General features: G+C 67.8%; 14 protein-coding genes and 1 pseudogene. 8 read left to right on the top strand and 7 right to left on the bottom strand.

What is annotated here, in order from left to right; genetic code table 11:
- Positions 1-39: 39 nt before the first annotated feature.
- Together AB0D34_RS27725 and AB0D34_RS27720 are read right to left on the bottom strand one after the other, a co-directional pair.
- Positions 40-621, bottom strand: coding sequence for a hypothetical protein (locus tag AB0D34_RS27725; RefSeq protein ID WP_362665924.1), 582 nt, complete (start codon positions 619-621; stop codon positions 40-42).
- Positions 622-770: 149 nt separating this feature from the next.
- Positions 771-1,472, bottom strand: a complete 702-nt coding sequence (locus tag AB0D34_RS27720) for a DUF6461 domain-containing protein (protein WP_362665922.1) — start codon at positions 1,470-1,472, stop codon at positions 771-773.
- 151 nt (positions 1,473-1,623) lie between these two features.
- Here AB0D34_RS27720 and AB0D34_RS27715 point away from each other — a divergent pair.
- A pseudogene (locus AB0D34_RS27715) lies at positions 1,624-1,731 on the top strand (IS5/IS1182 family transposase); the annotation flags it as partial.
- A gap of 153 nt (positions 1,732-1,884) precedes the next feature.
- Here AB0D34_RS27715 and AB0D34_RS27710 read toward each other — a convergent pair.
- The gene (locus AB0D34_RS27710) at positions 1,885-2,511 is read right to left on the bottom strand and encodes a hypothetical protein (protein ID WP_362665920.1); all 627 of its coding nucleotides are present in this window, start codon (positions 2,509-2,511) and stop codon (positions 1,885-1,887) included.
- 605 nt (positions 2,512-3,116) lie between these two features.
- Complete coding sequence (locus AB0D34_RS27705) at positions 3,117-3,794, bottom strand: helix-turn-helix domain-containing protein (RefSeq protein WP_362666373.1); 678 nt, start codon at positions 3,792-3,794, stop codon at positions 3,117-3,119.
- 85 nt (positions 3,795-3,879) lie between these two features.
- Here AB0D34_RS27705 and AB0D34_RS27700 point away from each other — a divergent pair, with 85 nt between their 5' ends.
- The 3 genes from AB0D34_RS27700 to AB0D34_RS27690 all read left to right on the top strand — a co-directional run bounded on the left by AB0D34_RS27700 (position 3,880) and on the right by AB0D34_RS27690 (position 7,786).
- Positions 3,880-4,317: a DoxX family membrane protein gene (locus tag AB0D34_RS27700; RefSeq protein ID WP_362665918.1), complete on the top strand. Its 438-nt coding sequence runs from the start codon at positions 3,880-3,882 to the stop codon at positions 4,315-4,317.
- 794 nt (positions 4,318-5,111) lie between these two features.
- Positions 5,112-6,644 (top strand): ISL3 family transposase, encoded by a 1,533-nt coding sequence (locus AB0D34_RS27695; RefSeq protein WP_362665915.1) that lies wholly within the window; start codon positions 5,112-5,114, stop codon positions 6,642-6,644.
- A gap of 200 nt (positions 6,645-6,844) precedes the next feature.
- Positions 6,845-7,786: a hypothetical protein gene (locus AB0D34_RS27690; RefSeq protein ID WP_362665913.1), complete on the top strand. Its 942-nt coding sequence runs from the start codon at positions 6,845-6,847 to the stop codon at positions 7,784-7,786.
- 412 nt (positions 7,787-8,198) lie between these two features.
- On the opposite strand, the gene AB0D34_RS27685 is transcribed toward AB0D34_RS27690, so the two are convergent.
- Entirely contained in the window at positions 8,199-9,119 is a 921-nt protein-coding gene (locus tag AB0D34_RS27685; protein ID WP_362666371.1) for an alpha/beta hydrolase family protein, read from the bottom strand.
- A gap of 420 nt (positions 9,120-9,539) precedes the next feature.
- Positions 9,540-10,769, bottom strand: coding sequence for a SpoIIE family protein phosphatase (locus AB0D34_RS27680; protein WP_362665911.1), 1,230 nt, complete (start codon positions 10,767-10,769; stop codon positions 9,540-9,542).
- 169 nt (positions 10,770-10,938) lie between these two features.
- Here AB0D34_RS27680 and AB0D34_RS27675 point away from each other — a divergent pair, with 169 nt between their 5' ends.
- The 4 genes from AB0D34_RS27675 to AB0D34_RS27660 all read left to right on the top strand — a co-directional run bounded on the left by AB0D34_RS27675 (position 10,939) and on the right by AB0D34_RS27660 (position 13,816).
- Positions 10,939-11,637 (top strand): NAD(P)-binding domain-containing protein, encoded by a 699-nt coding sequence (locus AB0D34_RS27675; protein WP_362665909.1) that lies wholly within the window; start codon positions 10,939-10,941, stop codon positions 11,635-11,637.
- Between the two features lie 613 nt (positions 11,638-12,250).
- Positions 12,251-12,421, top strand: coding sequence for a hypothetical protein (locus tag AB0D34_RS27670; protein WP_362665907.1), 171 nt, complete (start codon positions 12,251-12,253; stop codon positions 12,419-12,421).
- A gap of 109 nt (positions 12,422-12,530) precedes the next feature.
- Entirely contained in the window at positions 12,531-12,884 is a 354-nt protein-coding gene (locus AB0D34_RS27665) for an STAS domain-containing protein (protein WP_362665905.1), read from the top strand.
- Positions 12,884-13,816: a sensor histidine kinase gene (locus AB0D34_RS27660; protein WP_362665903.1), complete on the top strand. Its 933-nt coding sequence runs from the start codon at positions 12,884-12,886 to the stop codon at positions 13,814-13,816. The genes AB0D34_RS27665 and AB0D34_RS27660 overlap by 1 nt, the downstream gene beginning before the upstream one ends.
- A gap of 134 nt (positions 13,817-13,950) precedes the next feature.
- On the opposite strand, the gene AB0D34_RS27655 is transcribed toward AB0D34_RS27660, so the two are convergent.
- Positions 13,951-14,198 (bottom strand): type IV toxin-antitoxin system AbiEi family antitoxin domain-containing protein (locus AB0D34_RS27655; RefSeq protein ID WP_362665900.1); only part of this gene is annotated, 248 nt, incomplete at its 5' end.

Raw genomic sequence — 14,198 nt, 5'->3', positions numbered from 1 at the left:
CGGTCAGAGATCATGTGAAGACGTCGTCAAGCAGCCTGTTTAGACACTGTCCACGAACGAGTCGATGTTGATCGAGTAGCTGGCCCCGGTGGTGAGGTCGGGGCGGCTTCCGTAGCCGTCCTCCGCGAGGTCCTCGGCGGAGAGAAAGACGATCCGTAGGGTCATGTCTTCTTTGGTGAAGTACAAGTCGTCGGACCGGGCTTCGGGGTCGGGAGCCCATCCGTTGCGTGCTGCTGCCGTCCGGTAGTGCGCGGCCACTTCGGCCCGTGTGCCGTGAAAGGCGTATGTCCGGTTGGCGTACACCGAGACGTCGCCGCTGTCCGCCCAGCAGCCGGCGTCGACCTTTTCGAAGCCGCGGGCGACGGCGGCCTCGGCGGGGCGGGAGTCGAGGATTTCGAGCGCCGCCACTTGCTTCACTCGGTTGTCGGTGCCCTGGCAGTCCCTGGCGAGTTCCTGCAGTGTGCAGCCGGTGAGCGTCCCCATCGCGAGCGCGGTCGACAGATGCAGGCATATCGAGCGGGTGGCACCTATCCGTAGAGGCAAGGTGGTCTCCAGGAGAAAGGCCAGGGCGAAGCGAGTCCGCCAGGCAGCAGAGTCATCCGTGCCGCTGCGGAGCGGCACCGGCCAGTTCTATCAAGAAGATGTCCACTTCGTATCGCTGCTGATGCGAGCGTGACTTCTTTGCCAGTACCGCCGGGAGGCTGGTGGCGAGGCCTTCGACATCACCCAGTCCACTCGGTTCCCTGAACACCTGCAAAGTCCAGCGCTCGTCAGTGCTGCTCGTGGGTGGGATTGGGGAGTTCGACGTGAGTGCGCGTGCCGTGGGCATCGGTGATGTCGATGACTACACCCTTCCACTCTTCCGCGGGAATCTCGACGATGCCGATTGAGTAAGTGCTGTTTTCCAGCACGTCCGGGGTCACCCGGACTCCTGTGAGTTCTTCGGCGAGTGCGATGTAGTTCTCGACACTGCAGCCGCCGTCCTCGAAGTCGAACCCCACTTGGTGCATGAGGTCGACGAGCTCGTCAGGGGTGCTCCCGTCGCGGTGGAGTGGACCTTCGAATCGGGTGCGTAGCTCGCCGTCCTCCCACCAGGAGAAGAGGCTCATGGCGTTAGGGCTGCGGAAATGCGAGACGGCCCTGGTGCCGGCAGTGGCGTGCGATATGGCGTCGGTCTGGAGCTCGATGCCGCCGTTGATCTCCAAGGCCAGGACCCAGTCAGCGTCCTTGCCCGGGACGAGGGTGGCTCCGACGAGCATGTATTCACCCCAGTCAGCCTGATCATCCTGGAAGTCACGGTCTCGGGTCACGAACGCATCAAAGCCGGCGACGTCTCCTTGCAGGTCTGCGCTGAGGCGGTCGAGGAACGTTTGCGGCGAGAGTCCACGCACCAGCGTCAGGGTGTACCCCTCAAGCAGGAAGCCACCGTGGAAGTTTCGGAACCAGGAGTGATCTGACGGTTCAACGCTCATGAGTGGTCATGCTGTCAGGTGCGGGTGACAGCGCACCACCTGAGGTCGGATGCCCGGATCTCCGTGTCATACGCCGTCGACCGGGAGGCGGCCTTGGCGCTCCCGGCTTCGCCCGTTCTGGCCGGTCGGGCACAGGCGTTGAGGCGGGCGGAGGGATCACCGGCAGGTGATGGCAGGGATCCTGCGCCGACGGCGGACCGGGGTGGAGCGGCGTGACCTGTCCGACCGGTTCGGGCCGTGGAAGACGGTTGACGAACGGCACCAGTCGCCGCCAGCAGCGTTTACTGGGCCTGCGGGATTGCTGGTGGCACGCCCGCGTCGGCGAGTCTGCAGGTCGTAGGAGGCGTCGGCAACCTCCGAGCGGGCGGCCAGCCGCAGCCAGGGCTGCATGTCAGTCCTGGCGACCGGAGTGTCAGGACGTCGGGTCGGCATTCTGGCTGCTGCCGGCGGAAGGCTCTTCCGGGTCGGGCGCGGTGTAGAACACCGATGAGCCCTGCTTGTTGCGCTGGGCGTGGTTCTTGGCCACCAATCCCTCAAGGGTGGTGCGTACGACAGTTGTCTTGATGGCGCGTTCGGGGTGCTGCTGCGCCAGGGCCTCGGCGACTTCGGCGGCGGAGCGGGGTTCGGCCTGACTGGTCAGGAACTCGCGTGCCAGGGAGACCAGTGAGGGCTGCTTCGGTTCGGTGGTCTTCGCACTTGCCCTCTTGCTGGTGCCTGATGCCTTGCGCGGCGTCGGCACCGATTTCCTGGCCCGCTCCTTGCTGCTCTTGGCCGGTGCCGCGGTTTCCTGCCCGCCGACGGCAGTCGGGGCGGGGGTTTGGTCGGCCTCCGGCGCAGCGGACACGGAGGCCGTGCCGAGGGCTTCCTGAAGGCTCAACAGCACCGTACGGTCCCTCTCGAGGTCCGCCAACTGGCTCTGCAGAGCGGCGATCTCGGCGCCGAGACGCTCCTGCTCCTTGAGGTTCCCCTCAAGGTCGCCGGCCACCCGCGCCACATACTGGGAGGTAACCCCGCTTCTTGCGGCCGTAATGTCAGACATGGTCCTCGTGCTCCTTCACAGTTCGTGTGGAATGGAGTGCCAAGGCCCCATCCCACACAGGGGATCAGGCGCGTTCAGTGACTGCCGTCATGTGCACCACTGTCCCAGTGATACTACGGAAGCGAAGCGGACCTGACTCATCCCCAAGTGGATGGCGTAGGTCGACAGTGACTTGTGCGGAGCCGTGTCGCTGGGTTTCACGCTGCAGGTGGTTGCTGCAGCTCGCGCTTGGCCGGAGTGAGCAAAGCCAACCTGGCCTGCTGGACTTGGCGTGCTCGGCGACATCCCTGGACCGCCGAGCTCCGGAGAGTCCGGATCACGCGTCGGCTCCGTTGGCGGGGTTCGATCACCTCGACGACGCCGCTTGTCGGCTTACACAGGAAATGCTCAGTCGGGTACCGCCGTAGGTGCTCGCCTGCCCATGTCGGCCGGGCCTGTCCTGAGACGGCCGCGGTGGCCCGACACCGGCGATCGGTGGCCGGATCAGCACGGTGATCAGTACCGCAGGACAGCTGGGGTGTCGTGCCGGGCGGCGATCTTGGGCGTCACATTCATCCTCACCGCGCCGGCCATCGAACTGAACCGCCGCATAGAGGCGCCCGCGATCAGGCGACTGGTTCCAGCCGGACACAGCACCGACCCGGGTTGGGCGACAGACGGGCCGTATATCCGCGCTCGCCCAGCCCGTGAAGGGCGCCGCGCAGCAGATGCAGGTTCATGGCGCACACCGTCTGCGTGTACTCACGGGCCAGGGCGTGGAAAGGGCAGTTGCCGAGCACAATGGCGCCTTCCTCATGCTGCGGCTCGAACCCGTAGCGCTCCAGCAGGTCGAAAACACTTCCGCCGCCTGGCTCGCCCAACACCGTGCCGAGTTCTTCGGCCTTGCGATGCAGCACCTCCTGCACGGGCTCACCGGTGGCGCCAGACCCCTCCACGGACTGTGCGAGGAGCCGTCCGGCGAGCTCGTAGCGCCGGTCCGGCAGGCTGACCGCGAACTGTTTCGCCGAACGCCGGTACAGCTTGGCGGGCCGACCCGCACCCGGACCTGCCCGTCCGGTGCGCCGCTCGTAGACCACGTCGAGCAGGGATTCTTCGGCCAGCCGATCCAGGTGGAATGCCGCGGTCTGGCGGGCCAGGCCGAGCGCGGCGGCTGCTTCGTCCCGGCTGACAGGGCAGGGCTGCCGCGCCACATGGTCGTACAGCCTCCTGCGCGTCGGCTCGTCCAGAGCGGCGATGGCGGAGACGTCGGCGTCGCGTACTTCCTTCGGGTCGTCCACGAACACCAGTGTAAAACCAACAGCCATTGACTAAAGAAGGGATCCGCGCTTCTATAAGTAATGAGAGTTGCCGATAGAAGGAAGAGTCACCATGTCCTCCGCAACTACGAATCCCACCTCCGCTGCAGCTCCGCGGCGCGCACTGCTCGCAGATCCCGGCTATCAGGCGTTCGCGATCCTGCGCACCGCCTTCACGGTGGCGCCGATCCTGTTCGGACTGGACAAGTTCACCAACCTGCTCGTGGACTGGCCCGCCTACCTCGCGCCCTGGGTCAACGACCTCGTTCCCGGCAGCGCCCAGGGCGCCATGTACGCCGTCGGGGCGATCGAAATCGTGGCTGGTGTCGCCGTCGCCCTCGCACCCCGCTTCGGCGCCTGGCTGGTGGCCGGCTGGCTGGCCGGCATCATCGTCAACCTCCTGACCATCCCTGACTACTACGACATCGCCCTACGCGACTTCGGCCTCCTCCTCGCCGCCGTCGCCCTCGCCCGCCTGGCCGAGCGCTACCACGGCAAGCGGCAGCACTGAACCGGTGCGACCCGTCAAGTGGCGGCAGGCGCCTGCGATCGGGCCGGTGGCGATGGGCCGGCCCACAGCGAGGACGGTGTCGTAGCGGAGGAGGCGAGGCGGCCGTTGAGGTAGCGGACGCGGGCGCCGGCTCCCTCGCGCCGGGTTCCGTGCAGCGCTGTCTGATCGAACTGGGTCGTGATCTTGGTTGCGGCGCGCGCAGCTTGGCCGTGGAGGATCGTGGTGAGGTGGGCGGCGACCCACGCTTCCACCTCAGGAGGCCGGGCTTGTGGAAGCAGTGCGCCGAGAAGACGGCGACGCACCCGCACACCTCGTGGGCATCGCCGTCGCCGAGCTGGTGGCGCCTGTCGATCCGGTTCTGTCTGTGCGGACCATCCGTTCTGTCTGTGCGGACCATCCGCGGGGCTGCCACCGCTGAGCGCCGTGACCTTGGCGGCGGTCTTCCAGATCTGCTTGCGGGACGCGACGCAGGCGGACCGCTTCCGCTTCGTCGCTGATCTTGGTGACGAGCTGACTCGCCGCACGTCAACTCAGAGGATTCCGCGCACCGCCAGCTATGCCCAAAGGGGCCTGAGCCGTCGCAAGGGGGTATGACCGTGGCTAGGGCGGCGCCATTTGGGCTCTGGCACAGATCTTGGGGAGCGGTCGCGGAGCGTCACCATCGTGTTCGATTGCGGCGGGTTGTTTTCGTGTGAGACCGCGTACGTCATCCCGTCCGACGAGAGAGGTGACGCTCCATCAGGTCGGCCTCGGAGCGGCGAGTTCGTCGGCTCGGGCCGGTGACGATACGGGACATGCACACGCACACATCACACTGGGAGTCGCTGGTGTTCGCCGGGATCGGCGGCGTGGTCGTCGAGGCCATGAGCGCCGCCTTCGGCACGGTCGAGGTCGTGGCGAGAGGCTGCTCGGCTGATGCCGTCTGCCCGGACTGCGGCGCGTGCTCGTCTCGCGTGCACGCCTCCTACCTGCGCAAGCTGAAGGACCTCCCGCTGGGCGGGCAGGGCGTCGTCATCTTGCTGAAGGTCCGGTGCTTCGTCTGTGGCACACAGCGGTGTCGTCGACGCACGTTCGCCGAACCGTTCATGCAGCTGACCAATCCGTACGCGCGTTTCACCACCCGCCTCAACCAGGCGCTGGAGCGCATCGGGCTCGCGCTGGCCGGCCGGGCCGGTGCCCGCCTGGCTGCTCAACTCGGCCTCGGCGCGGGGAGGATGACGCTGCTGCGTCGGGTAGTGGCCCTGCCCGATGCGCAGTTCAGCACGCCGCGAGTGCTCGGTGTGGACGACTTCGCCACACGCAAGTGGCACTCGTACTCCACCCTGATCACGGACGCCGAACGCCACCGCCCCATCGACGTCCTGCCCGGACGTGAAGCCGCACCGCTGACCGCCTGGCTCAAGGCCCACCCGGGGATCGCAGTAGCCTGCCGTGATCGCGCCGGGGCCTACGCAGAGGGCATCGCGCTCGGCGCCCCGGGCGCCCTCCAGGTGGCCGACAGGTATCACCTGCTGCAGAACCTCGGACAAGCCGTCGAGAAATGTGTCGCCGCGCACCGCGACTGCCTGCGTGCCGTGCCCAAGAAGCCGGACTCAGCCGCCGCCTCCAACAACCGCGACGCGCATGCCGAGTCAACGCCGGCGCCTCTCCCGGCAGGCCGCCGGGCCGAGCGCATGCGCGCCCATCACGCCGTGGTCCACGGCCTGTTGAGCGAAGGAATGGGGCTGCGTGCGATCGCTCGGCATCTGGGCTGGGGGCGGCACACCGTGCAGCGGTACGCACGCGCCACCCGCTGGCTAGACATGGTCACCGGCCGCCGCACCCGCACCAGCCGCCTAGACATTCACCAGCCCTACCTGCAGCGACGCATCAACGAGACTGACGGCCGGATCACCATCTGGCGATTACGAGACGAACTTGCGGACCGCGGCCATCTCGTGCCCTGCTCCAGCCTGCGCGACTGGGCATGCAACCGCCTGCAGTGGCCTGCCGCACCCGTCCCCGCCGCCGCTGCCCCCTCCGTCCGCACCGTCGTCGGCTGGATCACCCGCCACCCCGACACCCTCACCGAGGATGAGCACCAGCAGCTCAAATCCGTCCTCGATGCCTGCCCGGAGCTCGAGCGCACCCACCAACTGGTCCGGGGCTTCTCCCGGATGCTCACTCAGCGGACATCTGCCGACCTCCCAGACTGGATCAACACCGCGTCCACCAGTCAGTTGCCCGGGATTAACGGCTTCGCCCGCGGGTTAACCAGCGATCTCGAAGCCGTGACTGCCGGACTGACCGCGTGCACTGGAGCTCGGGGAGCGTCGAGGGCGCCGTGACACGCGCGAAAAAGATCAAGAGGCAGCTGTACGGACGGGCCGGATTCGAACTGCTCCGCAAGCTGATCCTGCGCCAGTGACCGTGCATGACCGCTCCTCCAAGAACTCTGTCATATCGAGCTTTTGACGCCACTCCGGGACGACCGCCTCCGCGGAGGCACTGTCTTGCCACGGAAAATTGAAAATGCAAGGGTCCGCGCATGACACCTGCATTCAGGGGTTCGTCCCCCTACTGCTATTCCAACTCGCTGGCGATGGTCCTGGGGACCTACGCGCCTGCGACTTCGGCAATCGAGGTATTGTCCGGATCTCCGTTCGGCGCCCAGTTGGCCGAGAGCGGACTGCCCCACTTCGATCCGCTCGGGTGGGATCCCGACCTCGGGCTGGACCAAGCCATCGACCTGCTCGGCTGGACATGTCAGCGCACCAGCGGCGGCGGGGCGACGGAGGCCATCGACCGCCTGCGTCAAGCCAGCAAGTCGGAACCAGTGCTGGCTGGCCCTGTCGATATCGGGTTGCTCCTGCACCAGCCATGGTCTGCGGGGGAGCCCAACGGCAGTGACCACTGGGTCGTGGTACTCGCCGTTGACGATGAGCAGGTCCTTTTCCACGATCCCGACGGCTTTCCTTTCGCCACGTTGCCCATCGGCGCCTTTGCTGCTGCGTGGAACAGCCGGCTGGTGGAGTGTGCGGGCCCCTTCGCCATGCGCAGCAATTTCCGGCGCGTGCGTCAGGTCGATGTCCTTGCCGCGCTACGGAATTCGCTCCCGGCAGCGCAACGATGGCTTGCTGGTGGCCGACAAGACGAATGCCAGACCCCACCCTGTGCCCTGGGCCAAGGGGCCGCAGTGGAACGTCTCGCTGCCCAGATACTGGCTGGCTTGGATGACCGTACTCATCGCCATCTGGCTGGCTTCGCCGTCCGGGTCGGCACTCGTCGCCTCACCGATGCATCACTGTGGCTGGGCCAGGTGGGTGCGCGTAATGCCGCTGAGGTCGCCGGCTTCCAAGCCCGGCTGCTGGGAAGCGTGCAATACGACCTTGTTGCGGGTGAGACGGAAGCAGCGGCAGCGACGCTCCGACAACTCGCGCATACCTACGGCGACTTGCGCAATGCGCTTGAGGCGACTTTCGGGAATTGATGCCTGCAGAGCAGGCATCGGCGGAACTACTCCTCAAGCTGGTCCTGCTTCAGTGACCCTCCGCAACTGCTCCCCAAGATCTGTGCCAGAGCCCGTTGAACGCCGCCCTAGCCATATGACCGCGTCCAGCGACGTTCAAGGGCCGCAAACGCCAACTCCCCAGCAAACTCGCGAATCAGGAGTACCTGGACAGCGATCTGATCGACGAGTTCTCGATCGCTCTTGCGCCTGTGCTGCTCGGCACCTGGGCATCCGCCTGTTCGACTACGTGGACCCCGACCGCCTCGCCCTCGACGGACCCGCATGGACACGTCATCCAGCGTGCCCGCCTGACCTGCACCGTCGGTACACGCCAGCCGGCGTTCCCGCAGCGAGCGGAGCCGGTAAGTGCCCGGCCTCGCGACGGAGCGAGTTACTTCAGGGTGTGCAGCAGCAGTGGCAGAGACCGGTGCAACTCCCGCTCCCAGTAAGGCCAGTCATGCGTGCCGGGTCCGTAGAAGTCGGTGGTGAGGCGGGCTCCTGCGGCCTTCAGACGGTCGGCCACGGCGTGGTTCATCTCGTTGAGGAGCGCCTCCAGGTCGTCGTAGCTGCCGGGCGGATCGAAGGGACCGGCCGTGCCGTCGCCGCTCGACAGGAAGACGGGGAGCGTGCGCAGCCGTTTCACGAGGTAGTACGGGTCATGGGCCTCCCAGATCGCCCGCTGGGCCACGGGGTCGCCCCACAGGCCGAGTGGGTCCTCGCCGAACTCGCGAAGATGCTCCATGAGCCCGGACGGGAAGTCGCCGTAGAGCGGGTGCACCACGCCGCTGTAGCTCGCCGCCGCCCGGAACATGCCGGGACGGTGCGCCGCGTAGAGCAGGGCGCCGAGGCCGCCCATGGACAGTCCGGCGATCGCCCGCCGGTTCCCGGCGCCGTAACCGTGCTCCAGCAACGGGCGCAGTTCGCCCAGGTGGAAGGTCTCCCAGGCCGGCGGCCCGCCCTTGCCGTGGTTCCACCAGTCGCTGTACCAGCCGGCCGGGCCGCCTTCAGGCATGACGACCAGGACGTTCCGGAGCTGGGGAAGCTCCTCGATGTCGGTCTCGCGAGTCCAGCTGTCGTACGTGTCGCAGCACCCGTGCAGCAGAAACAGGACCGGCCAGCGCTGGTCCTTCCGGCGCTCGTTCCAGCCGTGCGGAGTCAGCAGCCGTACTTTCGCGGTGCGGCCCAGAGCGGGTGACGAGACGGTCAGGTCCACCAGACGGGGACCCACCCTCTCCTGCGCCACGACCCGGGCGCCGCCTCCTCGGTCCGTGCCGCCGACGGCGGCGGTCGCGGTCCCGGGCAGGAGGGCCATGGCGAGCGCGACCAGAACTGCCCAGATCAACAGGTGAACGCGTCCAAGAAGCACAGGGGATCTCCCCTCTCGGAGAAGCCGGACGGCTGCCAGAGGGAGCGTATGGACGGCAGGGGGCCGGGTCACTACGCCGAAGAGGTGAGGTTCACCGTTGCCACAGGCACCGGCCTGTCCTGCGGGGAGTGGGCGAGGGCCGTCCAGGCCTGTTCGAGGACCTGGCGGCCCGCGCACGCCAGTCCGGAATCCCGCGACCTTGAGTACAGGTCACCACGAGACCACACGGCAGAGATGCCCGGGGCGCGCGTGACTGGTGCCGGACCTGGCGACCGTGGGCTTCGTGGCGCTGGCCGTGCGGTAGGAGGCTGGGCAGCTCTCGACCTCGGTGTCGAACTTCGACGCTGACCCGTCCCTCGGCTCCGCTCACAGGCGGATGACGACAAGAGCGGTGTCGTCGGCGTTGCCGGTGGGCGGGAGCAGCTCCGTCAGCAGTGCGTCGGCCAGGTCCTCGGGCTGGGCGTGGCGGTGGCGGGTGAGCGCGTCGGTGAGACGGGCCAGGCCGGTGTCGATGTCCTCGGTGCGGCGCTCGATCAGACCGTCGGTGTAGAGGACCAGCGTGGCGCCCTCGTCGAAGGGCGAGGTGGCCTCCGGACGGCTGGCGTGTTCGGGGCTGGCGCCGAGCGGCGGGTCGGTGGCCTGGTCGAGGAAGGACACCGTGCCGTCGGGGTGCAGCAGGGCGGGCGGGAGGTGACCCGCGCTGCTGTAGGTGAGGGTGTGGCTGTCCCAGTCGATGAAGGTCGTCGCCGCCGTGGTCGACTCGGCGCCGTCGACGGAGCGGGCGTACAGTCCGAGGGCTTCCAGAGCCCGGGCAGGGCCGTCGGCGACACGCGTGGCGGCGCTCAGCGCGCTGCGCAGCTGGCCCATGACACAGGCGGCCGCGAGACCGTGGCCCACGACGTCACCGACGGCGACGGCGAGGCGCTCGCCCGGCAGGTCGACGAGGTCGTACCAGTCACCGCACACGTTCAGGGCGCCGACCGCGGGCCGATAGCGGACGGCCGCCTGATGGTGGCCCAGGGGTCTGGGGGCCGGCAGCAGGGCCTCCTGCAGAGCCAGGGCGACCTCGCGTTCGCGGGCGTGGGCCGTGCGCAGGCGCTCGTTCACCTCCTGGAGTTCGCGGGCCCGGGTGTACAGCTCGGCCTCCAGTACGCGTGCCCGGCTGTCGCCGCCGGGTCCGCCGCGGGCACGGATGAGTTCGGTGACCTCCTCCACCCGGTGCACGAGCAGCGTCACCTTGCCGTCGGCGCCGAGGACGGGGGCGTTGACCGGGCTCCAGAAGTGTTCCTCCCAGTGGCCTGGCCGCTCGGCGTCCTCGATGTCGTAGCGGAGCACCGCCATGGTGTCGCGCTCGCCGGTGGCCACCGCGCGCAGCATCGATTCCCGTGTCTCCCGCATGCCGGCCGCGGCCGAGTCATGGGGGTTCTCGGGGAAGACGTCGAAGATGTAGCGGCCCAGCAGCTGCTCGCGGGCCCGACCGGTGAGGCGTACGAAGTCGTCGTTGACGTCGACGTACACCAATTCGGGCGTCAGGAGCGCCACCATGCCGGGCAGGGCCCGGAAGACCGCCGCGTGGTCGATCTGCGGTTTCCTCATGTGCAGCCTGCCTCGACACGAGCCATCATGATGTGATTTTCCACGATAGATGCGAACAGGCCGACGTCTCGACAGCTACCGTCATCATGCGGTTGCGAACGACCTGGTTCGGATTTGTCGTGGGCGCGGCCTCCGGCCGATCGCCCGAGTCCCGGAAGGACCCTCTCGCATGCGTTACGCAGTCCTCGGTACCGGCATCGTCGGCCGGACGATAGCCGGCAAGCTCGCCTCCCTCGGTCATGATGTCGTCATCGGCACCCGCGATCCGGGGGCCACTCTTGCACGTACCGAAGCCGACGGCATGGGGAATCCGCCGTTCGCCCAGTGGCACGCGGATCACGGCCAGGTACGTCTGGAGACCTTCAAGGGGGCGGCGGCCTTCGCTGAGACGGTCGTCAACACCACCGCCGGCATGCAGAGCCTCGATGCGCTCGACGCGGCGGGCGCGGCCAACCTGAGCGGCAAGATCCTCATCGATGTCGCCAACCCGCTCGACTTCTCCGCCGGGATGCCGCCGACGCTGGACCCGGTCAACACCGACAGTCTCGGCGAACGCATCCAGCGGGCTTTTCCCGACGCCAAGGTCGTCAAGACCCTCAACACCATGAACTGCTTCGTCATGGTGGAGCCGGCCAGGGTCGCGGGGCAGCACACCGTGTTCGTCAGCGGCGACGACACCGGGGCCAAGAAGGCCGTCACCGCGCTCCTGGCCTCCTTCGGCTGGCCCGAATCGAGCGTCATCGACCTGGGCGACATCACCACCGCTCGCGGCACCGAGATGCTCCTGCCGATCTGGCTGCGCCTGTACGGCACGCTCGGCCATGGCGACTTCAACTTCCATGTCCAGGGAGCCCGCCCCGGCGCGTGATCGCGGAGCGGCGTCTCGGGTGCGGATCTGCTGGGGCGGCCAGGTGGCGGGGGTCTACCTCGGGCACCCCGGTGCGGTGTACGTCGGCGTCGGCCTTCGGTGAGGCCGTGCATCCCCGCTCGACAGGTGGCGGCGCCGACCCGGCCGTACGCTGTCGTCTCCGTCGCCTCTTTGCTCCACCCTCACGTGCGACAGCCCGACGGCGCCAGGCTCTTTCGGGTGTTTCTTCGCGGTGCGGGGTGCCGCCTGAGCCTCATGTGGCGTTCCGCCTGTCTCTTTGGACGACGTACGCAGTGCGGGCAGCGTGGCAATGCCTGGGCGAGAGGGTCCTCGAGCTCGCGGATCTTGGGAACGAGCTGCCGTACGCGCTCCTGGGCCTCTGCCCGGTTGATGTCGCGGTCCTCCTGGCCGGGGACCGGCCTCGAAGCCTCCGATGACAGGGCTCCCAGCCCCGACAGCCAGGCATGCGGAGGAACTGTCACCTCGTTGGCACCCGACAGAGCATGCAGGAACGCCGCCGCCACGGGATCAGCATCCAGGTGGCATCCTCCAGGGCATTTGAGGCGACACACACCGCCTCCCTCCATGGAGCCAGGTGTGCCTCCCCGCCGTCATGGCTGCGATCCGTCCGGTGATCGAATACATGCCGGTGATCGAATACATGGTGGAGGCGCACAACGGGCACGCCTGTCAGCAGCAGGCGAAGGGCGCTCTGCTGGAGGGCAGTAGACCGCCTTTCGTGGCTTCAGTCGGTCACGTCAACAGCGCGCTGCGGTCGGCGTGAACGCCGCTGCCACTGTCTGCCGCCTGGATACACTGCCCCGTCGGGAGAAGCTTTTCCTCTGCCCGTGCCGGGACGGTCGGCAGTCGGCTTGATGGGAAGGAGTCCGAGCGTGGATGCCCCACATGCGGTGGGCGGGCCCGCCCCGGCGAAGCCCGGGAGGGCCGCGTTGGAGGTGAGCCTGTTGCCCGGTCGTTCCGGGATACGAGCCCGCGGTGAGATCAGCGTCGTCACTCGTCCGTCTTGGGAACAGGCTCTGTCCGAGCTGGCCCGGCGGCACGCGGGCGTCTCGTACGTGGAGCTGTCGGATGTGGCGTTCATCGATGTAGCGGGGGTAACCGCTCTGGCGGTCACCGCCATGAACCTGCCCGACGGGAGGGTTGTGGTGGAGAAGCCCCCGCCGCAGCTGCCGCGGGTTTTGGAGATGTTCTGGCCTGACCTGGACCGGATCGAGGTGGCTCTGTGATGAGCACGGTGACCACCCACGAGGCGTTCGTGCACCCTGCCCTTTTCTACCGCACCGAGCAGGAGTACACGCAGCAGACGGTGGCCTTCCTGCGCGAGGGCCTGACCAACGGCGAGCCGATGGCCGTGGCGGTGCCCGGCCCCAACCTGGAGCTGATCAAGGGAGCTCTGGGCGGGGACGGCGAAGGCATCTTGTTCCTGGACATGACCGAGGCCGGCCGCAATCCGGGGCGGATCATCCCCAAGGTGCTGCGTGGATTCGCCGATGCCCATCCGGAGGGGCGTGTGCGGATCATCGGTGAGCCGATCTGGGCCGAGCGCAGCGCGGTGGAGTACCCGGCGTGCGCGCAGCACGAGGCGTTGATCAACGCCGCGTTCGAGGGCCGGGCGGTGACGATCCTGTGCCCCTACGACGAGGTGCGGCTGGATCCGCAGGTGATCGCTGATGCACGGGTCACCCACCCGACCCTCATCAGCGGGGAGGGCCGTGAGCGGGTCAGCGGCGTCTACGACTGGCAGGCGGTCGTTGATCGGTACAACCAGGCGCTTGTGCCTGCGCCGGACGCCGAGGCCTTCTCCTACGGTGGTGAGGACCTTCCGGCGGTCCGCCAGTTCGCTCTCGCCGAGGCGATGCGGCTGGGGATGGCGGGGGAGCGACTGATGGATGTGGAACTGGCGGTCGCGGAGCTGACGACCAACAGCGTGGTCCACGGCGGAGGCCGCGGGACACTCGCGGTCTGGGCCGAGCAGGGGCAGTTGGTGTGCGAGGTCCGCGATGCGGGCCGACTGGCCGACCCGCTGGCCGGCCGCCGCCCGCCGGAGCACGGCCAGTTGGGCGGCCGTGGCCTGATGTTGGTCCACTACCTGGCCGACCTGGTGCGTGTGCACACCAGCGACGAAGGCACGACCGTGCGCTTCTACCTCAGCTTGTGACACCACGCGGGCGGCCACCTGTCCGGGGTGACCGCCCGCCCCGCTCGTCTATTTCTGCCAACCCGGCGACGGGTGTCGATCTTCCGTGTAGTTGCGGCATGAGAATGTTGTTGACCTGCTGTGCTTAGTGGACGTTAAGTCCGTTTCTGGTAGCGGCCGCGTCCGGGTTGTTCGAGGAGTCCCTGGCGGACGAGTCGTCCCAGGCGGGAGAGGGTGACGTTGGTCGAGGGCTCGTCGGTGGGCAGGCCGAGGTGCTCGTGCAGATCGCGGACGCGGAACACCGTCCTGGGGTGCTCGTTGAACGTGGTCACGATGCGCTGGTAGACGGTGGCGGTGGCGGTCTCTGCGGGGGCGGTTGCGTGGTCGGGAAGGGTGAGGCCGT

Origin of the sequence: Streptomyces sp. NPDC048420, from assembly GCF_040651535.1 — a bacterium.
Lineage (GTDB): Bacteria > Actinomycetota > Actinomycetes > Streptomycetales > Streptomycetaceae > Streptomyces.
The sequence above is the reverse complement of the archived record's forward strand: the minus strand, read 5'-3'. Positions and strand labels throughout refer to the sequence as shown.